Source organism: Natrinema sp. LJW11 (assembly GCF_056135975.1).
The window spans coordinates 494,510-519,599 of the sequence record NZ_JBWBDM010000002.1 but is presented as its reverse complement, the minus strand read 5'-3'; the positions used below and the strand labels follow the sequence as shown (position 1 = coordinate 519,599).

Sequence of the window (25,090 nt, the reverse complement as noted above, 5' to 3'; positions counted from 1 at the left end):
TGCCGTAAGCGTGCTGGTGGCGTACTGGAGGTGGTCACTATCGTAGCGGCGGCGTCCGAGGCCGACCGCGCCGCTCGGACCGATTGCGGACCTGCGGGCGAGGATAAGTTTCAAGATGCGAGAGTGTGAGCTACGGATACCCGGTGAATCGCGTGAGCAAGAAAAAGGTCGCCAGCGACGCGGGAACGGGGACGACGAGTGAGAACACGACCGACGAGACCGGTGTCGTCGATATCGGTATCACCGTCGACGTCAGCGGCGACGACTCGAGTATCGACGGCGACGCCGGCGACGCCATCGAACTCGAGTTCGACGAGGGAGCGGGAGACGAGGCGGTCAAAGCGGGTCCCGGGCCCGAGACGGCAGCCGATTCCGCGCTCGAGTCCGACGAACGCGAGACGCTGGAGGAGTGCGATATCGACCCCGACGCCGTCGCGGAGAAGGAGTACTCCTATCGCCTGTTACTGGACGAGGGGGTCGACGGGTCGGTCGCCGACGCCCTCCGACGGCGGTTCTCGCTGCCGTGGTCGTTCGAATCCGACGGCGACCTCGAGCGGCGCTCGACGGAGGTTCGGGGACTCGGCGACGCCGAGCGGGAGTGGATCGCCGTCAGCGGCGACGAGGACTGGCAGGCCTTCGAGTACGACCACACGGAGCCGATCTCGGTCGGACGGGAGCGACCGTCGGAGCGTCCGTATCCGAAGCCGACGCCCGTCACGGCGGTGGCTGGTGTCGGCCCCGACGACGCCGACGCGCTGGCCGAGGCCGGCGTCCGCTCGGCGGAGCGATTGGCGACGGTGGACGCGATGACAGTTGCACGCCTCCTGGATCTGAACGTGTTGCACGTCCGAACGTGGCGTCATAACGCGCGCGAACTGCTCAAGTAGCTACTTTCGACGGGAGAGTCGGAACGAACTGCGCCTTCACGACACGACTGACAGACGGGAACCAGCACAATTACTACCTTTGTACGGAATTTCTATAATCCGGATCATCAGAGATTTATAGCGGCCTGTTGGACCGTCTTACAGATGATTCCGATCGACGACTCTCCGATCGTTCGCGACGGCAAGTCACTGATTCTGGCGATGGACCACGGGCTCGAGCACGGCCCGGTCGACTTCGAAGCGGTCCCGGAGAAGCTCGATCCGTCGACGGTCTTCGAGACGGCCACGCACGACGCCGTCACGTCGATCGCCGTCCAGAAGGGGATCGCGGAGGGCTACTACCCGAGCTACGAGGACGACGTCAACCTCCTCGTGAAGCTCAACGGGACCTCGAACATGTGGATGGGCGAGCCCGACTCGGCGATCAACTGCTCGGTCGACTACGCGGCCGAGATCGGTGCCGACGCGGTCGGCTTCACCGTCTACAGCGGGTCGAACCACGAAGTCGAGATGTACGAGGAGTTCCGTCGGGTCCAGGAGAAGGCCCGCGAGTACGACCTTCCCGTCGTCATGTGGTCCTATCCGCGCGGGCAGGGGCTCAAAAACGACACCAAGCCGAGCACGATCTCCTACGCCACGCGCATCGCCCTCGAGGTCGGCGCCGACATCGCGAAGGTCAAGTACCCCGGCAGCGCCGACGCGATGGAACACGCCTGCAAGGCCGCGGGCGACATGAAGGTCGTCATGAGCGGCGGGTCGAAGACCTCCGACTACGACTTCTGCTCGACCGTCGAGTCCGCCGTCACCGCCGGCGCGAGCGGGCTCGCGGTCGGGCGCAACGTCTGGCAGCGCGAGGACCCGACGCGCATCCTCGACGCGCTCGAGGAGGTCATCTACGAGGAGGCGACCGCCGACGCCGCGCTCGAGGCCGCCGAATAGGATGACGGTCTCCGACCCAGTCGTCGAGAGCGTCGTGGCGACGATCGGCCGCTCGGCGACCGAAATACGGCAGGGACTGATCGGCCGCCGCGGGACGGTCGACGAGGAGAACCCCAGCGGCGAGACCCAGGCCGAGGCCGACGTCTGGGCCGACGAGTTGCTGGGCGAGCGGCTCGCGGAAATAGACGGCGTCGGCCAGTACGCCAGCGAGGAACGAGCCGACGTGATCGACTGCGGCGACGATCCCGCCGATTCGGCCGCGTACGCGGTCGCGGTGGATCCCCTCGACGGTTCCTCGAATCTCAAGTCGAACAACACGATGGGGACGATCTTCGGCGTCTACGACGCCGCGCTTCCCGCTCGCGGCGATACCCTCGTCGCCGCCGGATTCGTCCTCTACGGCCCGATCACGACGATGGTGATCGCGACCGACGACATCGTCACCGAGTACGAACTCTCCGGCGGCGAGCGGACGATCGTCGACCGCGACCTCGCCCTGCCCGACGAGCCGGTCGTCTACGGCTTCGGCGGTCGGGTCCCCGACTGGCCCGACGACTTCCGGGAGTACGCCCGCGAGATCGAGACCGAACTCAAACTCCGCTACGGCGGCGCCCTGATCGGCGACGTGAATCAGGTGCTCACCTACGGCGGCACCTTCGGCTATCCGGGCCTCGAGTCTCGACCGGACGGCAAGCTTCGGCTACAGTTCGAGGGGAATCCGATCGGCTACGTCGTCGAGCGGGCCGGCGGGCGCTCCTCGAACGGCTCGCAGTCGCTACTGACCGTCGAGCCCGACGACCTCCACGACCGGACGCCGGTCCACGTCGGCAACGGCGAGTTGATCGATCGGCTCGAGGACGCGCTGGCGTAGCCGCGGAGTGCAAGCGGGGGCGTCACGACTCACTTCGACTCGGCTCGATGGTCGCGTTCCCCGTCGATCCAGGCCGCGGTGAGGGCGACGTAGAACCCGACACCGCCGAGCAGGAGGCCGTAGAACGCCCAGCGGGGCCATCCGTTCTCGAGGAACACGAGCGTCAGGAACAGGACCCACAGCGAGACGACGAGCAGGTCGACGAGAATGCGCAGCGCACCGCTCGTGACGGCGCTGAGGCCCCGTCGAGCCCGCCCGGCTCTCGAGGTACGAGGGGTATCGTTACTCATGCTGAGTCGTTCGGTCGTGTCGGCGCGGTGCGGTTCGTCGGCGATCAGAAGTGGTAGCCATGTTGTTCGGTCAGTCGATAGGCCCCGACGCCCCAGACGTAGCTCTGTCCGGGCCACCAGGTACGGGCGTTGTTGAAGCCCGCGATGAGGACGTCCTCGTCCTCGCCCTCCGGGTCGGAGTGATAGCTCACGGAGCCGCTGTCGCCGTCGGTCAGGTCCATCTCGCCGCCCCAGCGGATCTGTCCGCGGCGACAGAAGTCCTCGGTGAAACAGGTCACCGCGTCGACCCCCTGAATCTTCCCGGTCGTGTGACCGCTCAGGGCGCCGACTTTCTCGAGTTCCGCGTCCCGGGCGCAGAGATCGGCGAGGCCGAACTTGGTAAACTGGCCGCGAACGCGGGGTCGTCTCGGCGTCTCGATTCGGCTGGTCGGCTCGACTCGACCGGTCGGCTCGACGGCGGCGATGTCCTCGGCGGGATGGTAGTGTGCGACGGTCCCCAGTTCGATGGCGTCTCGCTCCTCTCGAGGGAGCGAGAGCGTGCCGTCGGTCGACTCGTGGTCGTCCATGAACGCGTGTTCGGCCGTCACGAAAAACTGGCGCTGCCCGTCGGGGTGATACAGCGCCGGCCCGAGCGTCGCCATGCTTGAGGGAGTTTCGCAGGCGACGCCGCTCGGGACCCCGCCGTCCGAGATCGCATCGGCGAGTCGCGGTTCCCGGTGCTCCGGACTGTTTTGAATGTCGTCGACGTCGATGATCGTTTCGGCGTTGAGATCGATTCCCTCGGCGAGTTCGCCGACCATCTCGGAGACGGAGTGACCGTCGCCCGAGACGCCGACGGAGACGGTGGCGGTCCCGCTCTCGTGGTCGCCGGGAACGACTGCGCTGCCGAGATAGCCGGTGAAGGCGATACGGGCCAGCCGTTGATTCAGTTCGAAGGCGGACTCGACTGCCGCGTACCACTCCGCGGGGACCGTCCGGGTTCGTTCCCGTATCGACCACGGATCGTCGGGATCCTCCCTGACGAGGGCCGTGACCACGGGCACCTCGCCGTCGTCGGCCGCGAGGAAGTCGTCGACGCCGAGCCACGCGGCCATCCCGAGGGCGTATCCGCCGCTGACGAGGGTCCGAAGGAACGAACGCCTGTCCATTCCGCGATCGATTCGGTCTCGAACCGTTGCGAGTCGCTGGGCTGACTGCTCGGTGTGCGCCTCAGACATATCGCGATACTGATCCTCGCTACTGTCCCGTTCCGCCACTGCAACTCGTCGAACGAACCGATCGCAACCGTCGCGGAACGGGATCGGTAACCGTCGAAATAAACGCCGAAATCGAGCAAAGGGATTCTGCCTGCAGGTGCCGCCGACGGAACTGCAGTCACCGTCGACGACGGCGGCCGGATATAATGACTGTACAACTGAACGCGAGCGTTCGTGACACGCGGCCGATCAGTATCGTCCGTCTCCGCGATGGTGACCGCGGAGGCACGACGCACTCTCGATCGGTTCGCGCCGCGACGAGTCCTCCTCATCCGCTCGCGGCACCCTCCGGATCGGTGGTGATCGATCCGGCGCGAACCCCCTCTCCTCGTATCGTGTCGTCAACGCTTTCGAGCTACTCGTCCGGCCCTCGAGCGCGCCACGGCGAAAACGGTATCCCGCCGCCCGACACAGGTGGGAGCATGCGAGTTCGCATCGCGGCTGGTGTCGCCGACGACGAGGCGGTGGCGATCGCCGCCGCTCTCGCCGACTACCTCGACGAATCGGTCTCGGTGTACGCCGGCGACGAGACGGAGCCCACGGCGGTCCACGACCTCGAGCGAGACGCGGTCGCCCCGACCGACGGCGGTCCGAACGCGCGGAACGACGAGCGCGATCGGCCCGACGCCGATCGCGGTGACGACGATCTCGGACCGACCGAACGCGAGGAGCGCCTGTGGGACGAGATCGACGACATCCTCGAGGGCGGCCCCGAGAAGTACCGGGATCAGCTCCCCGAACAGGGGAAGCTGTTCGTCCGCGACCGGCTCGAGCTGTGGTTTGCCGGCGAGGACAGCGAACTGCGCTTCGAGGACGGCACATTTGCGGCGTTCGACGACTGGCATCCCAGCGGCGCGGGAACCGACGGTAATGGAGGCGATGATAGCGAGGGCGGTGACGGCGACAGCGAGGACGGCGGCGCTGCAGACGATGACGGAAACGGCAGTGACGGCGACCGATTGCCGGCGGACGGACTCATCACGGCCGCGGCGACGTTCGAGGGGCGAGACGTCCACGTCATGGCCAATGACTACACCGTCAAGCGGGGCAGCATGGCCGCCAAGGGCGTCGAGAAGTTCCTCCGGATGCAACAGCGCGCGCTCAAGACGGGCAATCCGGTGTTCTACCTGATGGACTCCTCGGGGGGCCGGATCGACCAGCAGACCGGCTTCTTCGCGAACCGCGAGGGGATCGGGAAGTACTACTACAACCACTCGATGCTCTCCGGGCGGGTGCCCCAGATCTGCGTGCTCTACGGCCCCTCTATCGCCGGCGCGGCGTACACCCCGGTCTTCGCGGACTTCACGATCATGGTCGAGGGGATGTCCGCGATGGCGATCGCCTCTCCGCGGATGGTGCGGATGGTCACCGGCGAGGAGATCGACCTGCAGGAACTCGGCGGCCCGCGGGTTCACATGCGCGAATCGGGCTCGGCGGACCTGATCGCCGACGACGAGGAACACGCCCGCGAACTGGTGGCCCAACTGATCACCTACTTGCCGGACAACGCGGACGAGAAACCGCCGAAACGGGAGCCGAAGGCACCCGCAAAATCTCCGGACGGGATCGACGCCGTCGTCCCACAGGAGCCGAACAAGGGGTACGACATGACCGACGTGATCGACCGGCTCGTCGACGAGGGCTCGTACTTCGAGTTACGGCCCGATTACGGCCCGGAGATCATCACGGCCTACGCCCGGATCGACGGCCGCCCGGTCGGTATCGTCGCCAATCAGCCCGCCCATCGCGCCGGCGCGATCTTCCCCGACGCGGCCGAGAAGGCCGCGGAGTTCGTCTGGAAGTCGGACGCGTTCAACATCCCCTTACTCTACCTCTGTGACACCCCCGGCTTCATGGCCGGCTCGCAGGTCGAGAAAGACGGCATTCTCGAGCAGGGAAAGAAGCTGATTTACGCGACCTCGTCGGCGACGGTTCCCAAACAGACGGTCGTCGTTCGCAAGGCCTACGGCGCGGGGATCTACGCGATGGGCGGCCCGGCCTACGATCCCGAGAGCGTCATCGGTCTCCCGTCGGGGGAGATCGCTATCATGGGTCCCGAAGCGGCGGTCAATGCGGTCTACGCCCGCAAGCTCGCCGAAATAGACGATCCCGAGGAGCGCGAGCGCATGGAGGAACGACTCCGCGAGGAGTACCGCGAAGATATCGACATCCATCGGATGGCGAGCGACGTGGTCATCGACGAGCTCGTCCCGCCGAGTCGGCTTCGCGAGGAACTGGCCGCTCGCTTCGACTTCTACGCTGATGTCGAGAAGTCCCTGCCGGACAAGAAACACGGGACGATCCTCTGATAGCGGGGCGAGCGATAGCTGGAACCGACCACCGGCACCGACCTACTATCCACGACCGAGGTCGCGGCAGACGCTTCGACGAAGGCAGGGGTTATCACGGTCAGGCCCCTGTCACCGAACGATGTCGGAACACGATTCCACCGTCGATAGTACACCGTCTCGGTTCGGTCGGCTCCTCTTTGCGACCGGACTCGCCGTTCTCGCCGTTCGTAATCTCACGGACCTCGAGGGGCGCATCGCCTACGCGGACGCGAAAGGCGTCCCGGCCGCGGATTCGCTCGTCCCAGCGGCGAGCGGGATTCTCCTCGGCGGAAGCGTCGGTATCGGTCTCTGGCGACTTCCGAGGCTGTCTGCCGGAAGCGTGATCGCGTTCTTCGCGGGAGTCACGCCCGTCATGCACGATTTCTGGAACGTCGACTCCGAGTCACGCGGTGAAGAACTCACGTCCTTTCTGCAAAACATCGCACTACTCGGCGCTGCGGTCGCATTCTTCAAGCGCGCTCGCGAGAACTGAGCCGCTACTCGAATCGAGTTTCGTCCGTTCCTCGGCTCGGCCGACCGTTCCGTTCGTCCGGTAGTCCGCGATTACCGATAGCGTCCAGTGAAACCGTCGAATAGCACTGCCTACCCGCTCTCGGATCCGCTATCGCTCGAGTCGACCGACAGTTACGACGACTTACCGACGGCGTGTGCCGGCCTATGCCTGACATAACAATACACCGAACCCTGGAACTGGCGCGTACTCCCAGTGGCGCGGCTCCGGTTCGATTCCGGCGGGGAGGCTATGAGTTCCGAGGGCGCGTTCTTGCGCCGCCGACTGCCTGGCAACGTCACGCCGGTCGACCTCGAGCGACTGTGCTGGGCGTTCGTCGCGCTCGCCCTGATCGCGGACGTCGTAACGACGTTCGTCGGCCTTCATTTAGGGCTCTCCGAGTCGAACCCGGCCGCCCGCGGAGCGATCCAGGGCTACGGCCTGGCCGGGATGCTCGCGCTGAAGGCGTTCGCGATCGGCGTCGGCCTCGTCTGTCGACCGCTCCTCGAGCAGGCGTACCGTCCGATCGTTCCGGCGGGGCTCGCGGTGCCGTGGCTGGTCGCCGCGATGGTGAACCTCTACATGATTTCGCTCGTTCTCTGATCCCGCTGCCGTCTGACACAGAGCGCCGGCGGTTACGACGCGGAAGAACCACGCTCGTTCGTTCCACGCGTCTCCGAGTTTATACCGGATACCGGCAGAAGTGACGCTATGGCTCGCTATCGAACGTCGACTCGACGACAGGCTCTCCGTCGCGGCACGACACTCGGCCTCGTCGGTCTGGCAGGCTGTCTGAACCCGTTCGCTGACTCGACGAGCATCGAATTTCCACCCGGATTGAGTTCCGACGGCGTCGACGATCCCGACGCGCTCCTCGAGGCGCACGGGGAAGCCGTGACGGCGACGTCTTTCACCGGCGAATACGACCGTCAGCTGTCCGTGGACGTCGCGGAGGTAGACGACTCCAGAGAGTCACCGGTGACGATGGACGCCTTCGATATCCGTGCCGAACCGAGCGCAGAACGCGTCGTGCGATCGCGGCGCGGCGGCGCTCCCTCTCCCTCAGTCGAACGGGTGGTCTACATCGACGGCGACTATCGAGCGACCGATTATCCGGGTCCCCTCACGCAGGAATCGGCAGGGGACCTCATCGAGGATTCGCTCGAGCCGATCGGGGACTGGCTGCTCGAGGCCGTCGCCGAATACCGCGGAACGCGATCGAACGAGGCGGGCCACCTTCACGAGTACCGTCTCTCGGGGATCGATTCCGAGCTGATCCCGCGACCGTTTCTGGACAGCGAGACCGACGGTGACGGACTCGTTCTCGTCGACGAGACGGGGTGCATCCATCGATATCGGACGACGCAGAGCGGGCAAAACGACGAGGTGGCGATGGAGATGGAACTCGAGTTCGAATTCGGCGAGTTCGGAGAGACGACCGTCGAAGAACCCGCGGGGGTCGACGCGGTCGGACCGGACGGCCATCAGGTGATCGAGCCGGGAACGCGGATCGAACTCGAGGCACGGACCGACTGGGTTGGCATCGCGCCGTCGAATATTGAAGGGTTCGAGAACCCGCCGTTCGCACTCGAGGCGGGTGAATCCTACGAAATCGGGTGGACTGCTGGAGACGGTGGAACGCACAACCTCGAGCTCGTGGATGCAGAGGGTACCGTCGTCGGGGATCTCGCGACCGAGCGGATCCACGGGGAAGACGGCGAAGCGTGGTTCGAATTTACCGCGACCGAGGAGATAGCCGCATACAGGTGCGGACCGGACGAGTCGGATGCGGCGGGAACGATCGCGGTCAACTAACCCGAATCGGACGGATCGATGCCGTCGGCGCACCGTCGCCCGTTCGTGGCTGTAAACGGCCGGTCGGCCGACGACTCCCTCGTGATCACGGACGCCGCTCTGTGAGGCGTCGCCACTCCCGAACCTCCTCGAGGATCGCGTCCCACTGCTCGGGCCGACCCGGAATCTCGTCGCCCGTCAGTCGCTCTCGTTCGGCCTCGAGTCGCTCGCGGATTCGACCGGGCTCCTCGACGTTCCAAAAGGCGAGTTCCGAGCCGCTGGCCGTCTCGATCGTGACGGTGCCGTAGCCGACGAGCCGGCCGATCGGGTCCTGTTCGACGGTCGTATTCTGGATCCGCTCGAGGGAGACGGTTCGGACTCGGATCCCGAGCACGCCGTGGCGGGTCGCGGCCGCCGAATTCGTGATCACGAACGCCGTCCGCGAGACGCGGGCGTACTGCCACAGCGCCGGCGCGACGACGATCGGAATCCCGACGACCGCGAGGGCCGGGAGCACCTCGGTGACGACCGCTGCCAGCACCGCCACCGTTCCGACGAGTGCGAACGCCGCCCACGGCAGGACGGTCTGGATTCGCGGGCCGCCTCGCCAGCGGACCCGCTCGCCGTCCGCGGACTCGAGCGGGAGCCAATCCGGGACCGCCGTCGGATCGCGAGGAGCTGACGACTCGTCGGACGCCTCAACCGACTCCGACATCGAGTCAGACGGACTCGTCCGTGTCATACTCGTTTCCCTGTCGATCGTCGCTTCGGTCGGCCGTTCGATCGGTGGTTTCGTCGGCGCCACTACCGTTCACTCGAACGGATCGACCGTCCTCGACGGCCTTCCGAATCGTTCGCAGTTCGGTGAGGATCTCCTCGAGGACCTCCTCGCTCGAGTGGCCGTCCGCCGGTTCGCCGCGATTGCGGTCGACCCGTTCGCTGATCGTGCGCTGGACGGCTTTCGGGTCCGGCACGGATTTGAAGGCCATTTCGACGCCGGAGCCGCCGGCGGTGCTGACCTCGACGTTCCCGTAGCCGAAGTGGGTTCCGAGGGCGCTCTGGCTGTAGGAGATGTCCTGGACTTTCTCGTGTTCGATCCGCTTGACGTCCCGCGAGAGCACGCCGGTCTTCGCGTACAGCGCGCGGTTCGTCACCACGTAGTGGGTGTTGGTCACGCGGAGGTACTCGCTGACGATGATGACGATCCCGATCAGGACGATCGCGAGCGGAATGCCGATCGCGAACGCCGGAATGAGCGTTCGCCGGTCCGGGCCGCCGGCCCAGACGATTTCTTCGCCGCCGTCCAGCGAGAGCCACTCGAGGTCGGCGGTGTCGACGCCGCCGGTTTCGATTCCGGCGCTCATCGCGTTTCCTCCCCGTCCCCGTCCGTCTCGGTGCGCTCGCGTTTCAGCGAGAGCACGGTCCGGTCGAACTCGCAGACGAGGGGTTCGTCCGGTTCGTTCGCTTTGAACGCCTCGACGTGCATCGTGACGATCCCGCGCTCGCCGTCACTGGTCTCGCGCTTGTCGGTAACCGTCGACTGGGCGCGGATCGTATCGCCGTGAAAGACCGGGTTCGGGTGTTCGACGTCGTCGTAGGAGAGGTTCGCGACGATCGTTCCGTCGGTCGTCTCCGGGATCGAGACGCCCACGGCCAGGCTCATCGTGTAGAGGCCGTTGACCAGCCGCTCGCCGAACTCGGTGTCGGCCGCGAACTCCCCGTCGAGGTGGAGGGGCTGCTGGTTCATCGTCATGTCACAAAAGCGCTGATTGTCGCTCTCGGAGATCGTCCGCCGGCGGTCGTGGGCGATGGTCTCGCCCACGGCGAACTCCTCGTAGTACAGTCCCGTCATAGGTCCGGAGTCACACAGTACCTACAAAAACGTGGTGTCGCGCTCGAGCGATGTGTGGGCTGAACACGATCCGTTCGGCCCCGACAGCTACAGCCGCTATGGGTCGTGGTCGCCGTGATCAGCTACCCGACGGATCTGGATCTTTCCCTTCTCCGACACCTGAGTGACCGGTTTGGAATCGTTTTATTTTCACACAAGACTCATGTTAGCTCCGAAACAGCACCCGTTATGGTCTCTCGAGAGCTGTCCGCCCAACTCGGTGCCGTGTCCGTCGCGTTTCTCGTATTGCTCGCCGCTGCGTCCTTCGATGTGGGAGTCGGGACCGGACCGGTTGCGATCGCGGTGGCCCTGCTCTTCAATGGCATTGTTTTCGGCGGTGCACACCTCTATCTCGCCCTTCGAGGCGACGACGGGATGATTCCAGTCGAGGCACGGTGGCGCTACGTGGCGATGCTCGGCGGGCTACTCGGTGGCGGAGCGCTCGTCTACGGCGGCGACCGAACGATTGCGACCGTCTCGCTCAGTACGATCGGGATCACGGTTATGGTTCTTGCAGTCAGCAGTTATCTCGTCACTGAAACGATTGCCAGCTACCGCGACACTCGCGCGGAGTAAGTGAAAGGGAGGCTGTCTCCGCGCTAGTTCTCGATCCAGTTCGAAAGTCGGCGTCGAACCACTCTCACGCGACGCTATTCGACCATCCCGGTCTCCTCGCCGGCGTCCTGCTGGACCCAGATCGTCTTCGCGTTGACGAACTCTCGGATCCCATGCTCGGAGAGCTCTCGCCCGTAGCCCGAGTCCTTCACGCCGCCGAAGGGGAGTCGGGGATCGGACTTCACGAGTTCGTTGACGAACGCCAGCCCCGACTCGAACCGGCGGGCGACGCGCTCGCCGCGCTCGAGATCTTCGGTCCAGACGCTCGCGCCGAGCCCGAACCGGGTGTCGTTGGCCTTCTCGATCGCGGCTTCCTCGTCGGGGACCCGGAAGACCGTAGCCACGGGGCCGAACAGCTCCTCCTGATCCGCGGGCGCGTTGTCGGGAACGTCGGTGAGCACCGTCGGCGGGTAGAACGCACCCTCGCGATCCATCGGCTCGCCGCCGAGTTCGAGTTCGCCGCCCTGCTCGAGCGTCTCCTCGACCTGCTCGTGGAGGTCTTCCATGAGGTCCTCGCGGGCCTGCGGGCCGATGTCCGTGTCCTCGTCCATCGGATCGCCGACGGTCTGGGCCGCCATCTCGTCGACGAACCGGTCGAGGAACTCGTCGTAGACGTCGTCGACCACGATGAAGCGCTTGGCGGCGATACAGGACTGGCCGTTGTTGATGAGCCGCGCCTGGACCGCCGTCTCGACGGTCTCGTCCATCGGCGCGTCCTCGAGGACGACGAAGGGGTCGCTCCCGCCCAGCTCGAGGACGTTCTTCGTGAGCTGGCTGCCGGCGGTCTCGGCGACGGCTCGACCCGCGCCGTCGCTGCCGGTGAGCGTGACGCCCGCGATGCGGTCGTCCTCGATCACGGTCTCGATCTCGTCGGAACTGATCAGGAGCGACGTGAACGCGCCCTCGGGGAACCCCGCCTGCTCGAAGACGTCCTGAATGGCCCGCGCGCAGCCGGGGACGTTCGAGGCGTGTTTCAGCAGGCCGACGTTGCCCGCGGCGAGATTGGGGGCGGCGAAGCGGAACACCTGCCAGAAGGGGAAGTTCCAGGGCATGATCGCCAGCACCGGCCCCAGCGGCTGGTAGGCGATGACCGTCCGCGCGCTCTCGTCGCTCGCGATCACCTCGTCCTGTAAGTGTTCGGCGGCGGTCTCGGCGTAGTAGTCACAGGCCCACGCGCACTTTTCGACCTCGTCGTGAGCCTGGCCGATGGGTTTCCCCATCTCTTCGGTCATCAGTTCGGCGTAATCGTCCTCGTTCTCCCGCAAGACGTCGGCCGCGTTCGCCAGGAGTCGCTGGCGCGTCTCGATCGGCGTCTCGCTCCACTCCTCGAAGGTCTCGCTCGCCCGCCGAACGCGTTCCTCTCGCTCCTCGTCCGACGTCTCCTCGAAGCTGTCGACCACGTCTCCCGTCGCCGGATTGGTACTCTCGATGGACACGTCGCGACCGACCACGACCAACGGCTTAGTACGCAGGGCTGCCCACTACGGGAGTCACTGTTCGTCACGGTCGTTCGTCTCACACAACTCCTATTCACCTCGAGCCCCTAGCAACGGCAATGTCGACCTACACGTACCGCGACGATTCACACCCGCCGCCCGAGCGCCCGAAGACGGTCCTCTTCTGCCCCGAGTGCAGTCACGAGGGCCCCCTCCCCGACGACTGGGATATCGCGACGGCCGGGAGCGATCGACTGCTCGTCTGTCCCGACTGCGGAACGACCGTCGACCGGCGGTCGCGATCCCGCTCCGATCTCCTCGAAGCGACGTAACTCGAGCCAGCCCATTCGCTCCGCCCCGATCGTTTCGTCTCACTCGTCCGCTTTTTCCGGTCGCTCGCGTTCGAGCCAACGACTTTGTCCGTGGACGATCGACCGAACGGTATGGCCCGCAGAAGCGTTCTGTTCACCCCCGGCGATCGCCCCGAAATGTGCCGAAAAGCGCCCGGTTCCGGCGCGGACGTTATCATCTTCGATCTCGAGGACGCCGTCGCTCCCCAACGCAAGGCCGAGGCCCGCGAGACGGTTCGAGACGTGCTGTCGGATCCCGACTTCGATCCCGACTGCGAGGTCTGCGTTCGGGTCAACGCGATCGACGCGGCCGCGGGGTCGGCCGCCGCGGACGATCTCGAGGGACTGCTCGGTGACGGCGAGGACGCTCCTGAGAGCCTCATGCTCCCGAAAGTCGATTCGCCCGACGACATCCGTGCGCTCGTCGACGAACTCGACGACTACGACGCGTCCCTACCCGTCTTCGCGCTGCTCGAGAGCGCGGCCGGAATCCTCGCCGCGCCCGAGATCGCGGCCGTGCCCGCGACCGCCGCGCTCGCCTTCGGCGCGGAGGACCTCGCGGCGGATATCGGCGCGATGCGGTCCGCGGAGGGTCTCGAGGTGCTCTACGCACGCGAACGGGTCGTCCTCGCCGCGGCCGCGAACGACTGTACGCCGATCGACACCCTCGTCACCGACTTCGAGAACGAGGAGCGACTCCGCGACGACGCCGACCGCTCCGTTCGACTCGGGTACGATGGCAAGCTGGCGATTCACCCCGCACAGATCGGACCGATCAACGAGGCGTTCACGCCGTCGGCCGAGGAACGAGAGTGGGCCGACCGCGTGGTCGAAGCCAAACGCGAGGCCGACGCCGAGGGGCGGGGGGTCTTCGCGGTCGACGGCGAGATGATCGACGCGCCGCTGATCGCGCGCGCCGAGCGTATCCGAGACAGGGCGGAAGCGGCCGAGAAACGGTGACCGAATGGCCAATATAAAAGGCAATTACGCCGAGCAAGTCGGATGAACGACGCATTCCGTGGTAGACATTCGCTACGCTTATCCCCCGGTCGCTGAAATCATCCGTGTATGAGCGAGGATGTCAACCCATTCGAGAGTCTGCAATCGCAGATAGACGACGCCGCAGCCTTTCTCGACGTGGGGGACGACGTGATCGAGCGGCTCAAACACCCCGAACGGGTCCTCGAGACCAACCTCACGATCGAACGCGACGACGGCGACCTAGAGCGGTTTACGGCCTTCCGCGCGCAGTTCAACGGTGACCGAGGGCCCTACAAGGGCGGGATCCGCTACCATCCGGGCGTCTCCCGGGACGAGGTCAAGGCGCTGTCGGGCTGGATGACCTACAAGACCGCCATCGTCGACATCCCCCTCGGTGGCGGGAAGGGCGGCATCATCATCGATCCCGACGACTACTCCGAAGCGGAACTCGAGCGACTCACCCGGTCGTTCGCGAAAGAGCTTCGCCCCCTGATCGGCGAGGACCGCGATATCCCCGCACCCGACGTGAACACGGGCCAGCGGGAGATGAACTGGATCAAAGACACCTACGAGAGCCTCGAGAACACGACCGAACCCGGCGTCATCACGGGTAAGGCGCTCGACTCCGGGGGCAGCGAGGGCCGCGTCGAGGCGACCGGCCGCTCGACGGTCATCGCCGCGCGCGAGGCGTTCGACTACCTCGATAAAGATCTCGAGGGCGCGACCGTCGCCGTGCAGGGCTACGGCAACGCTGGTTGGATCGCCGCCAAGCTGATCGACGAAATGGGTGCGACCGTCGTCGCCGCCAGCGACTCGTCGGGCGGTATCTACGACCCTGACGGCTTCGATCCGGTCGCGGCGAAAGATCACAAGAACGAGACGGGCAGCGTCGTCGGCTTCGGGGGACGCGAGGAGATCACGAACGAGGACGTGCTCACGCTCGACGTCGACCTGCTGATTCCGGCCGCGCTCGAGAACGCCATCGACGCCGACCTCGCCGAGGACGTCGAGGCGGACGTCATCTCCGAAGCCGCGAACGGGCCGCTGACCCCGAAAGCCGACGAGGTCCTCGAGGAGACGGACGCCTTCGTCATCCCGGACATCCTCGCGAACGCCGGCGGCGTCACCGTCTCCTACTTCGAGTGGGTCCAGAACCGCCAGCGCTTCTACTGGTCCGAAGAGCGCGTCAACGAGGAACTCGAGACGGTCATCGTCGACGCCTTCGACGCGCTGGTCGACACCTACGAGCAACACGACCTCGAGAACCCCCGGACCGCGGCGTACGTCGTCGCGATCCAGCGCGTCGCCGACGCGTTCGCGGAAGCCGGTAGCTGGCCCTGATAGCTGGCCCTGATAGCTGGCCGACGGCCGCTTGCGCGGCTCGAGCAGTAGTTTCGGCGAGCGCGTCGCCGTCCGGTCCGCCGACCTCTTCTTTCCGTGGTGGGCTGCCGAAATTGCCCGACGAGTTCGCCTCAGTGCCCTTCGGCCGACCGTATTCGTTCCGAACGGTACCGGGAAAACGATGTCGCAGTGACAGACTGTCGTCGTTCCAATAAACACTTACCACCTGAAACGTCATATAGGGGGAAATGGATCGACAACTGAATCGACGCAGCGTCGTCGCGGGCCTCGGGGTCGCCGGTCTCGCGAGCCTGTCGGGCTGTCTGGGACTGATCGGAATGGCCGAACACGAGTCCTCGCCTGCGGGCGTCGAGGACGGCGCCCGCGAGGAGACCGGCTACGAACAGACCGAGATCGAGGAACTCCCTATCGAGCGCGACGTCGGTCCCACGAACGAGACCGTCACGGTCCGCAATCACATGACCAAACACGAAAAACAGGTCGGGATCATGGGACTCGGCGAGCGGCGCGCCGCCATCTACAACGTGTTGACGACCCCGCAGGTCAACATCTTCGGACGGGAGCTCAACCCCGTCGGGGAGATGTCGACGCAGGAACTCGTCGACCTCGTCAGGAGTAACTACGACGGGATCAACGACATCTCTCACGAGGGAGACACTGACGTCACGATCCTCGACCAGTCGACGACCCAGTCGCGGTTCACCGCCGACGCGACGTTCGACGGGCAGGAACTCGAGGTCGACATCCACATCACCGAGGCCGTCGAGGCCGACGACGACCTGCTCGTGACCATCGGCGTCTACCCCCGGGACCTGCAGAGCCAGGAGCGGCCGAACATCGCGACGCTCACCGAATCGGTGACCACCGACGTCGATCCGGACGATTCGACCGGCGGTTCCGGAGACGGCGGAAACAGCGACTCGAACGAAAGCGACGACGGCAGCAGCGACAACAAAAGCAACGACGGCAGCGGCGACAACGAAAGCGACGACGGCGTCCTCGGCTAACGCCGTCTCGGGCAAGGGTTTCTATACGGCCTCGAGACGGTCGATCGGCCGGTGCCCCGACGCGTGTCTCTCTGACCGCGTGCCCCTCAGAGCCCGAGTTCTCGACCGATCACCAGGTGTTGAATTTCGCTGGTACCCTCGCCGATCTCCATGAGTTTCGCGTCGCGGTAGAATCGCTGCGGGGCGAAGTCGGTGGTGTAGCCGTAGCCACCCAGTACTTGCACGGCGTCCTCGGCGACCTCGCGGGCGGCCTCGCTGGCGTCGAGTTTCGCGAGGGCCGATTCCTTGGTTACCGGATCACCCCGATCGTATTTTCGGGCGGCCAGGCGAGTGAGCAGCCGCGCTCGTTCCGTCTTGCGGTACATATCGACGATCGTGTCTCGGATCGCGTCGAACTCGCAGATCGGCTGGCCGAACTGCTCGCGCTCCTTGCTGTAGGCCTTCGCGTGTTCGTAGGCCCCCTGTGCGAGCCCCGTCGAGAGCGCGGCGATCGAGATGCGGCCGCCGTCTAAGGTCTTCTTGGTCTGTTCCCAGCCGTCGCCTTCCGCGCCGAGCAGGCGGTCCTCGGGGAGGCGAACGTCCTCGAGTACAATCTCGCAGGTCGGCGAGGCGTTGAGCCCCATCTTTTCCCAGATCGTCGTCACCTCGAAGCCGTCGTCCTCGCGGGGATCGACGATGAACGTCGAGATGCCGTCGTAGCCCGCGTCGGGATCGGTGACCGCCTTGACGAGGATCGAGCCGGCCTCGGAGGCGTTCGTGATGAACTGTTTGGTTCCGTCGAGCACCCACTCGTCACCCTCCTTCCTCGCCCGGGTATCCATGTCCGAGGCGTCGGAGCCGCTGTCGGGTTCCGTCAGCGCCCAGCCGCCGACGTACTCGCCCTCGGCGAGCGGGCGCAGCCAGCGCTCTTTCTGCGCGCTCGTGCCGAACAGTTCGATGGGCTTCGAGGCCAGGGAGGTGTGGGCGACGTAGGAGAGCCCGATCGCGCCGGAGACGCGGCCGAGTTCCTCCGCGACCAGCGCGTACATGAGCGTGTCGCCGCCGAGACCGCCGTACGATTCGTCGATCGGGACGCCCATCATATCGAGATCGGCGAGCTGATCGAAGATCTCGTCGGGGAACCGATGCTCGTCCTCGATCTCCTGGGCGATCGGTTCGATCTCGGTCTCACAGAAGTCCCTGACGGTCTCCCGGATCATCCGGTGTTCGTCGGGTAGCTCGACGGGCATACGCGATACTTGCCGGGACGAGGAATAAACGCACCGCCGACCGCGAACGGGCCGACCGCTACCAGCCGCGGTCGTCGTCGGACTCGCTCGAGTCGATGTCGTCCTGCGAGTCGGTGTCGTCCCACCCGGTCCCGTTCCGAGAACCGGTTTCGTCGGTATCGTTCCGCTCGCCGTCTCGAGACCGGTCACGGCCCCACGGATCGGAGTCGTCGTCCCACCCGCGGTCGTCCCCGTCAGGTCCGTCGCCGTCGGAGTCCCAGCTACCGCCCGTTCCACCGGTGCGGTCCGAACCGCCGTCACGAACCGCCGCTCGCTGCTCGGGGATCAGATCGAGTTCCGAGTCGGTGTCTCCGAGGACTAACAGCGCGTAGTATCGCAGATACGTGACGACCGGCACCTGAATCAGTGCGCCGAGAAGGACGAACAGCAGAATGAACAGCGGGATGAACAGCACGAGGAGCAGGTTCACGAACGGGATGAACAGGAGAATGAAGAGGAGAATCACGAACGGAATCAACAGCACGACGAGGAGCATCATCGTCGCGAAGCCGATGACTAACTGGAGCACCCAGACGAGCAGGAGGTAGACGACGTACTCCGTCCAGTTCCCGGTCATCGTCGGCCAGAACCGTTTCCAGGCGGCGAGGACGCCGAGATCCCGCTCGAGCATCGTCGGCGCGACGAAGACGGTGGTGAACCGGTCGACGATTGCGAAGCCGAACACGACCGGGATCGCGAACAGTGCGAGCAGGCCGATCAACCCCCACGCGATCCCCTCCGAAGTCGACAGCACGATCGCGCCGAGGGGAACGCCGAGGAGAAGCAACGCGATCAGCCCGAGCGCGACCCGAAATCCGAAGAGCCGAGCGCCGCGGCCGACGTTTCGCGACGTGTAGCGGCGAACGTGAACCTCGCCCGAACGCAGCGACTCGAGCAGCGTGAACTCGAACAGGGAACTCAGGAAGAAGAACCCGAGCCCGATGACGAGGAGGATCGCCCCGATCGCGATCAGTATCGGCACCCACTCGGCGAAATCGACGCTCGTCACCGGGTCGGTTCCCGTCTCCGACGGCGTTCCGCCGCCGAACCCGCCGCCAGAGAACGACGATCCGCCGAACCCGGTACCGCCGACGAAGAAGGCGATGAGCGCTAACTTGAGCCACGTCCAGGGACGGATCGGCGTCAGAAACTCCCGAGTCACGTCGATAGCGTCGCTCAAATCGTCGATCGCAAACATTGCCTTCGAATAGGGCGTCTGGAGTGTTAATCTTGTTGTTCTGTCAATACGCGTGACACAGCCCGCCGAACGCGGAACACGTCCGACCGGTAACAGTTCGGGACGCATTTAACGCCGACGCTCCTGACTGAAACGTATGGACATCCGCCGGCTCGCGCGAGGGACCGTCGAGTGGAGCCGCATCGAGCGCGTCGTCCGGACGCTGGCGGACCGCTACGACCGCGAGTGCGTCCGCGTGGAGTTCCTCGAGGCCGACAACTGGCTCTCGACCCCCTGCGTCATCGACGACGAGTGGTTCGTCAAGATCGTCTCCCGACAGAACGCCCTGGTCCACGCGGTGTTGACGACCGGTCGGAACGTCGGCGCGTTCTCCTCCGGGACGGAGGGGTTTTTCGACCGGTTCGACACCCCGCGGGAAATGGTCGAACACGAGTACGACGCGACCGAGCGCATGCAAGAGATCGGCGTCAACGCACCCCAGCCGATCGACGCCTTCGAAGTCAACGGGCTCGGGGTGCTCGTCCTCGAGTATCTCCCCGAGTTCGAGTCGCTCGACGACGTCCCGGACGACCTCGTCGCCGAGCGAGCCCCCGAACTGTTCGAAATGCTCGCCACCCTCCACGAGCACGGGCTCGCCCACGGCGATCTGCGGGCCGAAAACATCCTGCTTTGCGACGGCGAATTCTACTTCATCGACGCGACCAGCGTCCACGAGGACCGCGCAGACGAGACGACCGCGTACGATCTGGCCTGTGCGCTGGCCGTCCTCGAACCCCGAATCGGGTCCCGAGACGCCGTCGACGCGGCCGCAACGGTGTACGACCCCCCGAAACTGCTCTCGGCGCGGGAGTTTCTCGATTTCGTCCGACTCCGCCCCGATCACGAGTTTGACTCGACGACGCTCCGCAGCGAACTCGAGAAGGCGGCCGCTCTCGGCGAGCGCTGACCCGCGTTCGACTCCGTTTCGAGCCCGTCGGCGATCGCCGACGATCGGACCCTGATCGCCGACGACCGGACTCCCATCGCCGAGGACTGGAATCTCATCGCCGACGGACCGGCCGGTGCAGGCACCACGCGTTTTCGCGATCTGGCACTACGCCGACGCATGTGCGCAACGTTCACCGACGACGATGTCGGCAAGCGGGTCGAAACCGCCGGCGGCGACCTGCTGGGAACCGTTCGGATGACCGAGGCCGAAACGGCCTACGTCGACGCGAACGAGGGGGCCACGGGGACGATTCGGGCGGTTCTCGAGTGGGAGACCGACGAGGCGATCGTCCCGATGGACGAGAGCGCCGTGGCCGAAGTCACCGAGACCGCGATTCGGCTCGCGGACGAGCGTTCGTCTCCGGCGGAACCGGCCGAGGGAGGCACCGATCCCGTCATCGAGCGCGAAGAGAGCACCGACGCGCGCGACGATAGCGACGAGCAGCGGACGCTGGGTCCGCAGCCGGGTGCGCCCGACGAGCCGGCCGAAAGCCAGGAGGGGCGAACCGGGCAGGGCCTCGAGCCGTCGACCGAGGGGATGACGGAGGCGGGTGAGGAGCGGCACCCGGATATGGAGGAGGCTCCGCCGGAGGGGGACCGGACGGTCACGAAAGACCGTGGCGAGGAGGAGGATCGATAATCGGACGTGTAGACGGGTCGGTACGTTTCGATGGAATCTCGTGAGACGAAGCGTCCTGCTATCGTGGCACCAGGGAATCGCCACGCCCTCCCCAGCCGATTTCTACTCACGGCGGCGGAGCCGCCGTTCGTATGGTTCGCGGAACCGACGGTTCCGCGCTAACGCTCACTCACAGACGTTCGTTCGCTCATCCACTGTCAGAGCACGCTCTGACAAGCCTTCGTTCACTGCGTCTGCTCACGGGTGCAAAGCACCCGTTCGCATGGTATGCGGGACCGTCGGTCCCGCACTATTCACGAAGACCTCGCACGACGTCGCGCCGCGGTTTATTCGCATTCACCGCGGCCCAGCGCGCGCCACCGCACGTCGGTTGATCGAGCCGAAGTGATCTCAAGTCTCTTCCCCTATTGCATTCGACTGTCTTGAAAAACGAGAGCAGTAGACTCTCTATCGCTGCTCGAGCGTTTCACCGACCGAAAAAACGGGCCGTTCGAATTCAGGCGCGGGCTCGCGTTTGTTCCGGCGTGTCGGCCTTGTTGTTGGCGTAGGCGTTGTAGGCCGAGAGGGCGGCGACGAGCAGGCCGGTGATCGCGGTCCCGGTCGCGAGCGTGCTGCTTCCCATCTCGATGAACGAGGGCGAGATGAGCGCCCACAGCCCGAGCAGGACCGCGAGCGATGCGACGCCGACGCTCGCCAATCGATCCCTCGAGAGGCGGACGAAGTTGTAGCCCGCGGCGAGGAAAATCGCCGTTCCGACGAGGGTATCGTTCCAGATCGCCGCGTCCGTGGCCTCGAAGAGGAACGGCGAGGCGACGAGGTAGAGCCCGAGCAGTGCGACGAGGGCGCTCAGCCACTGCATCGCGTCCGTATTCAGGGAGTTGTAGTCGGTCCGAGTATCGCGGCCGGTTTCGGTGTTTGGTGTGTCACTCATTTGTTACTCGCTCGGAGGTAGCGGCCATTCGAGCAAAACGTGCGTGCCTGCGACTGTCGGGAAATTCGCCGACTGGAATTTCCGTGTTATTGGCCTGTTCAGGGCTTCGCGTCGATCAGTCGGTTCTCTTCGTCAGCTATCGATCGGCTGGCACGGTGGGTCGAACACGGAGCGCTGTCGATGTTCACGCGTCTACCAAGTAGGGACTCGAGTGACCGAACAGCGGCGTTTCGGGCGCCGAATGCCGCAGTCCATTCGCGATATGTAAACCACCATCAGGATTTTCACTATGCCCGCCGTTCTCTCTCGTATGAGCCAGCAACTCACCGAACGGGGACGCGGCCACTACATCGGCGGCGAGTGGACCGACGCGAACGGCGCGGAACGGAGATCCGCCAGCGATCGGACGCAATCCGACGACGAACGGACGTTCGAGAGCGAGAACCCCGCGACCGGGGAGCCGCTGGCGACCTTCCAGCGCGGGACGGCGGCCGACGTCGATGCGGCCCTCGCGGCCGCCGAATCGGCCGCCGAGGAGTGGCGCTCCCTGTCCTACATCGACCGCGCGGAGTACCTCTGGGACATCTACCACGAACTGCGGGAGCGCCACGAGGAACTCGGCGAAATCGTCTCGAAGGAGTGTGGCAAGGAGATCTCGGAGGGGAAAGCCGACGTCACCGAGGCCTGGCACATGGTCGAGTGGGCGGCGGGCAACGCGCGCCACCCCCACGGGGACGTGGTGCCGAGCGAAATCGGCAGCAAAGACGCCTACATGCGCCGGAAACCGCGCGGCGTCGTCGGCTGCATCACGCCGTGGAACTTCCCGGTCGCGATCCCGTTCTGGCACATGGCCATCGCTCTGGTCGAGGGCAACACCGTCGTCTGGAAGCCCGCCGAGCAGACCCCGTGGTGCGGGCAGATCATCGCGGAGATGTTCGAAGACGCGGGGATCCCCGACGGCGTCTTCAACATGGTCCAGGGGTTCGGCGACGCCGGGGCCGCGATCACCGACGACGAGCGCGTCGATACCGTCCTCTTTACTGGTTCCGCCGAAGTCGGCCACGAGATCGCCGGCAAAGTCGGCGGCGAGCCCGGCAAGCTCGCGGCCTGCGAGATGGGCGGCAAGAACGGGATCGTCATCACCGAGGAGGCGGACCTGGACCTCGCCGTCCACTCGGCGGTGATGTCGAGTTTCAAAACGACCGGCCAGCGCTGCGTCTCGAGCGAGCGCCTGATCGTCCACGAGGACGTCTACGACGAGTTCAAAGAACGGTTCGTCGACATCGCCGAGGACATCGCGGTCGGCGATCCGCTCGCGGAGGACACGTTCATGGGGCCGGCCATCGAGGCCGACCACGTCGAGAAGATTCGTCAGCACAACGAACTCGCCCGGGAAGAGGGTGCGAACGTCCTCGTCGACCGATTCGAACTCGGAGACGAGGAGATTCCGGACGGCTCCGAAGACGGGGCGGCCACTGCCGTCCCAGAATCGCAACGCGATTCTGCGGGCACATCAGAAACACAACGTGCTTCTGAGGACGCCGATGGTGAGCGGAGGGCTAGCTACGCGAACGGCCACTGGGTCGGCCCGTTCGTCTACGAGATCGACTACGAATCCGACCTACGCTGTCTGAACGAGGAGTGTTTCGGACCGCACGTCGCCCTCATCGAATACTCGGGCGATATCGAGGACGCCGTCGAGATCCACAATGACACCCCCTACGGGCTGGCGGGCGCGATCATCTCGGAGGACTACCGCCAGCTCAACTACTTCCGCGACCGCGCCGACCTCGGGCTCGCGTACGCGAACCTGCCGTGTATCGGCGCGGAGGTCCAGCTTCCCTTCGGCGGCGTCAAAGCGTCCGGAAACGGGTATCCGAGCGCCCGCGAGGCCATCGAAGCCGTCACCGAGCGGACGGCGTGGACGATGAACAACTCCACGGAGATCGAGATGGCACAGGGGCTGTCGGCCGATATCAAGACGACCGAGGACTGAGACGGTCCGCTGTCCCGCCGTGCCGGCGCACCCCTCCGGCGGGTCGCGGGTGCACCGGAACTGACGGAGAGCGGACCGTATGGCGGCAGTCGTCGAACTGTCAGCTCCGCACCGATACGCCGTTGGCTTCCTCGCCCGTAGTAACGACCCATTCGACTTTCACTTTCTATCCGCGAACGAATCGCTTATCCGGGGATTCGTGGAAGGGAGGAGTACATGAAGGCAGTCGTTCTCGCGGCGGGTCAAGGAACGCGGATGCGACCGTTGTCAGAATCGGTTCCGAAGCCCATGCTACCGGTCGCCGATCGACCGCTCGCGGCCCACACCGTCGACGCGGCGGTCGACGCTGGAGCCGACGAAATCGTCCTCGTAATCGGCTACGAGGCCGAAACGGTTCGAAACTACTTCGGTACCGAGTATCGGGGTATCCCCGTTTCCTACGCCGTGCAGGAAGAACAGGCCGGGACCGCCGACGCGGTCAACGCCGCTCGAGACCACATCGAAGGTCCCTTCGCCGTGCTCAACGGCGACAACCTCTACGATCAGGCCGCGATCGATCGGTTGTTCGACGCCTGTCCGGCCGTGTGCGCGATCGAGGTCGACGAGCCGAGCAACTACGGCGTCCTCAGCACCGCCGGCGAGGACGGCCCGGTAACGGAGATCGTCGAAAAGCCCGCCGATCCGCCGACGAACCTCGCCAACGCCGGGGCCTACGCCTTCCCCGCCCAAGCCCGCGAGTGGCTCGAGGTTCCCTCGAGCGAACGCGGCGAACACGAGATCACCGACGTCGTCGCGCGGGTGATCGACGAGTACGACGTGACGCCGATCACCCTCGAGCGGTGGCTCGACGTCGGCCGGCCCTGGGAACTGCTCGAGGCCAACGAGTGGAAACTCGCGGAGATGGGGCGCCGGATCGACGGCGACGTGAGCGAGGACGCGCGGCTCGAGGGAGCGGTCGTCGTTGAAGACGGCGCGACGGTCGAACCCGGCGTCGTCATCGAGGGGCCGGCGCTGATCCGCGACGGCGCGGAGGTGGGGCCGAACGCGTACGTGCGAGGAGCGACGATGGTCGGACCGGACGCCGAAATCGGCCATTCGGTCGAAATCAAAAACAGCGTCGTCTCCCGCGGAACGTCGGTCAGTCACCTCTCCTACGTCGGCGACAGCGTCCTCGGTCGCAACGTCAACTTCGGCGCGGGGACGAACGTGGCGAACCTTCGCCACGACGACGGCGATATCCGGTTTACGGTCAAGGGCGAGCGCGTCTCGACGGGCCGACGGAAGTTCGGCGTGGTCGCCGGCGACGAGGCCAAAACCGGAATCAACACGAGTCTCACACCCGGACTGAAACTCGAGTCCGGTGCGACCACGAGACCCGGCGAAACCATCGAGCGAGACCGGTAACGGGCCGGCCGCCGGCCCCTTCGAACCGTCCTCGGCGGTATCGTCGGCTACTGTCGCTTCTCAATTGCACACCAGAGCCGACGGATGGCAATCATCCCCTGACATTCGATATCGAAACTAGCGATTCAACCCATTCAGCGCCGAGA

The 25,090-nt window shown here is 65.5% G+C and carries 25 protein-coding genes; 16 read left to right on the top strand and 9 right to left on the bottom strand.

Going from position 1 to position 25,090, the window contains the following annotated elements; all coding sequences use genetic code 11:
* The first annotated feature begins 152 nt into the window (after nucleotides 1-152).
* The 3 genes from AC0QDI_RS07220 (at nucleotide 153) to AC0QDI_RS07210 (ending at nucleotide 2,697) form a co-directional block, all read left to right on the top strand.
* Nucleotides 153-887 carry a hypothetical protein gene (locus tag AC0QDI_RS07220; RefSeq protein WP_474666666.1) on the top strand — a complete coding sequence of 245 codons (735 nt, stop codon included), beginning with the start codon at nucleotides 153-155 and terminating at the stop codon, nucleotides 885-887.
* Nucleotides 888-1,031: 144 nt separating this feature from the next.
* Nucleotides 1,032-1,826: a class I fructose-bisphosphate aldolase gene (locus AC0QDI_RS07215; protein ID WP_474666664.1), complete on the top strand. Its 795-nt coding sequence runs from the start codon at nucleotides 1,032-1,034 to the stop codon at nucleotides 1,824-1,826.
* Between the two features lies 1 nt (nucleotide 1,827).
* On the top strand, nucleotides 1,828-2,697 hold the full coding sequence (locus tag AC0QDI_RS07210; protein WP_474666662.1) for a class 1 fructose-bisphosphatase: 870 nt from the start codon (nucleotides 1,828-1,830) through the stop codon (nucleotides 2,695-2,697).
* A gap of 29 nt (nucleotides 2,698-2,726) precedes the next feature.
* On the opposite strand, the gene AC0QDI_RS07205 is transcribed toward AC0QDI_RS07210, so the two are convergent.
* Nucleotides 2,727-2,987, bottom strand: coding sequence for a DUF8119 family protein (locus AC0QDI_RS07205; protein ID WP_474666660.1), 261 nt, complete (start codon nucleotides 2,985-2,987; stop codon nucleotides 2,727-2,729).
* 44 nt (nucleotides 2,988-3,031) lie between these two features.
* Entirely contained in the window at nucleotides 3,032-4,204 is a 1,173-nt protein-coding gene (locus AC0QDI_RS07200) for a hypothetical protein (protein ID WP_474666658.1), read from the bottom strand.
* Between the two features lie 461 nt (nucleotides 4,205-4,665).
* Here AC0QDI_RS07200 and AC0QDI_RS07195 point away from each other — a divergent pair, with 461 nt between their 5' ends.
* The 4 genes from AC0QDI_RS07195 to AC0QDI_RS07180 all read left to right on the top strand — a co-directional run bounded on the left by AC0QDI_RS07195 (nucleotide 4,666) and on the right by AC0QDI_RS07180 (nucleotide 8,899).
* Nucleotides 4,666-6,552: an acyl-CoA carboxylase subunit beta gene (locus tag AC0QDI_RS07195; RefSeq protein WP_474666656.1), complete on the top strand. Its 1,887-nt coding sequence runs from the start codon at nucleotides 4,666-4,668 to the stop codon at nucleotides 6,550-6,552.
* A gap of 121 nt (nucleotides 6,553-6,673) precedes the next feature.
* Entirely contained in the window at nucleotides 6,674-7,066 is a 393-nt protein-coding gene (locus AC0QDI_RS07190) for a DoxX family protein (RefSeq protein ID WP_474666654.1), read from the top strand.
* 270 nt (nucleotides 7,067-7,336) lie between these two features.
* Complete coding sequence (locus AC0QDI_RS07185; protein ID WP_474666652.1) at nucleotides 7,337-7,687, top strand: DUF5658 family protein; 351 nt, start codon at nucleotides 7,337-7,339, stop codon at nucleotides 7,685-7,687.
* Between the two features lie 108 nt (nucleotides 7,688-7,795).
* Nucleotides 7,796-8,899 (top strand): plastocyanin, encoded by a 1,104-nt coding sequence (locus AC0QDI_RS07180; protein WP_474666650.1) that lies wholly within the window; start codon nucleotides 7,796-7,798, stop codon nucleotides 8,897-8,899.
* A gap of 85 nt (nucleotides 8,900-8,984) precedes the next feature.
* Here the strand turns inward: AC0QDI_RS07180 and AC0QDI_RS07175 are convergent, their stop codons facing one another.
* From AC0QDI_RS07175 to AC0QDI_RS07165, 3 genes are read right to left on the bottom strand one after another with little or no spacing between them, the layout of a single operon-like run.
* Nucleotides 8,985-9,593: a PH domain-containing protein gene (locus AC0QDI_RS07175; protein WP_474666648.1), complete on the bottom strand. Its 609-nt coding sequence runs from the start codon at nucleotides 9,591-9,593 to the stop codon at nucleotides 8,985-8,987.
* Nucleotides 9,594-9,597: 4 nt separating this feature from the next.
* Nucleotides 9,598-10,242, bottom strand: a complete 645-nt coding sequence (locus AC0QDI_RS07170; RefSeq protein WP_474666646.1) for a PH domain-containing protein — start codon at nucleotides 10,240-10,242, stop codon at nucleotides 9,598-9,600.
* Nucleotides 10,239-10,730: a MaoC family dehydratase gene (locus tag AC0QDI_RS07165; RefSeq protein WP_474666644.1), complete on the bottom strand. Its 492-nt coding sequence runs from the start codon at nucleotides 10,728-10,730 to the stop codon at nucleotides 10,239-10,241. The genes AC0QDI_RS07170 and AC0QDI_RS07165 overlap by 4 nt, the downstream gene beginning before the upstream one ends.
* 228 nt (nucleotides 10,731-10,958) lie before the next feature.
* Between AC0QDI_RS07165 and AC0QDI_RS07160 the strand changes: the two genes are divergently transcribed.
* A complete protein-coding gene (locus AC0QDI_RS07160; RefSeq protein ID WP_474666642.1) occupies nucleotides 10,959-11,345 on the top strand; it encodes a hypothetical protein in 387 nt (128 codons plus the stop codon).
* Between the two features lie 74 nt (nucleotides 11,346-11,419).
* On the opposite strand, the gene AC0QDI_RS07155 is transcribed toward AC0QDI_RS07160, so the two are convergent.
* Nucleotides 11,420-12,820 carry an NAD-dependent succinate-semialdehyde dehydrogenase gene (locus AC0QDI_RS07155; protein ID WP_474666640.1) on the bottom strand — a complete coding sequence of 467 codons (1,401 nt, stop codon included), beginning with the start codon at nucleotides 12,818-12,820 and terminating at the stop codon, nucleotides 11,420-11,422.
* A 119-nt stretch (nucleotides 12,821-12,939) separates the two neighbouring features.
* Here AC0QDI_RS07155 and AC0QDI_RS07150 point away from each other — a divergent pair, with 119 nt between their 5' ends.
* From AC0QDI_RS07150 to AC0QDI_RS07135, 4 genes are all read left to right on the top strand, one after another.
* Nucleotides 12,940-13,152, top strand: a complete 213-nt coding sequence (locus AC0QDI_RS07150; protein ID WP_474666638.1) for a DUF8106 domain-containing protein — start codon at nucleotides 12,940-12,942, stop codon at nucleotides 13,150-13,152.
* A 111-nt stretch (nucleotides 13,153-13,263) separates the two neighbouring features.
* Entirely contained in the window at nucleotides 13,264-14,130 is an 867-nt protein-coding gene (locus AC0QDI_RS07145; protein WP_474666637.1) for an HpcH/HpaI aldolase/citrate lyase family protein, read from the top strand.
* 108 nt (nucleotides 14,131-14,238) lie between these two features.
* Nucleotides 14,239-15,492, top strand: coding sequence for a Glu/Leu/Phe/Val family dehydrogenase (locus tag AC0QDI_RS07140; protein ID WP_474666636.1), 1,254 nt, complete (start codon nucleotides 14,239-14,241; stop codon nucleotides 15,490-15,492).
* Between the two features lie 260 nt (nucleotides 15,493-15,752).
* Nucleotides 15,753-16,520, top strand: a complete 768-nt coding sequence (locus tag AC0QDI_RS07135; RefSeq protein WP_474667316.1) for a DUF6517 family protein — start codon at nucleotides 15,753-15,755, stop codon at nucleotides 16,518-16,520.
* Nucleotides 16,521-16,606: 86 nt separating this feature from the next.
* Here AC0QDI_RS07135 and AC0QDI_RS07130 read toward each other — a convergent pair whose 3' ends face one another.
* Nucleotides 16,607-17,749, bottom strand: a complete 1,143-nt coding sequence (locus AC0QDI_RS07130; protein WP_474666635.1) for an acyl-CoA dehydrogenase family protein — start codon at nucleotides 17,747-17,749, stop codon at nucleotides 16,607-16,609.
* Nucleotides 17,750-17,807: 58 nt separating this feature from the next.
* Nucleotides 17,808-18,986 (bottom strand): DUF7544 domain-containing protein, encoded by a 1,179-nt coding sequence (locus tag AC0QDI_RS07125; RefSeq protein ID WP_474666634.1) that lies wholly within the window; start codon nucleotides 18,984-18,986, stop codon nucleotides 17,808-17,810.
* Between the two features lie 136 nt (nucleotides 18,987-19,122).
* Here AC0QDI_RS07125 and AC0QDI_RS07120 point away from each other — a divergent pair, with 136 nt between their 5' ends.
* Nucleotides 19,123-19,932 (top strand): RIO1 family regulatory kinase/ATPase domain-containing protein, encoded by an 810-nt coding sequence (locus tag AC0QDI_RS07120; RefSeq protein ID WP_474666632.1) that lies wholly within the window; start codon nucleotides 19,123-19,125, stop codon nucleotides 19,930-19,932.
* Between the two features lie 159 nt (nucleotides 19,933-20,091).
* The gene (locus tag AC0QDI_RS07115; RefSeq protein WP_474666630.1) at nucleotides 20,092-20,613 is read left to right on the top strand and encodes a hypothetical protein; all 522 of its coding nucleotides are present in this window, start codon (nucleotides 20,092-20,094) and stop codon (nucleotides 20,611-20,613) included.
* A gap of 496 nt (nucleotides 20,614-21,109) precedes the next feature.
* Here the strand turns inward: AC0QDI_RS07115 and AC0QDI_RS07110 are convergent, their stop codons facing one another.
* The gene (locus tag AC0QDI_RS07110; RefSeq protein ID WP_098724150.1) at nucleotides 21,110-21,544 is read right to left on the bottom strand and encodes an SPW repeat domain-containing protein; all 435 of its coding nucleotides are present in this window, start codon (nucleotides 21,542-21,544) and stop codon (nucleotides 21,110-21,112) included.
* A gap of 310 nt (nucleotides 21,545-21,854) precedes the next feature.
* On the opposite strand from AC0QDI_RS07110, the gene AC0QDI_RS07105 reads away from it, so the two are divergent.
* Entirely contained in the window at nucleotides 21,855-23,540 is a 1,686-nt protein-coding gene (locus tag AC0QDI_RS07105) for an aldehyde dehydrogenase family protein (RefSeq protein WP_474666628.1), read from the top strand.
* Between the two features lie 216 nt (nucleotides 23,541-23,756).
* Entirely contained in the window at nucleotides 23,757-24,944 is a 1,188-nt protein-coding gene (gene glmU / locus AC0QDI_RS07100; protein ID WP_474666626.1) for a bifunctional sugar-1-phosphate nucleotidylyltransferase/acetyltransferase, read from the top strand.
* Nucleotides 24,945-25,090 lie beyond the last annotated feature (146 nt).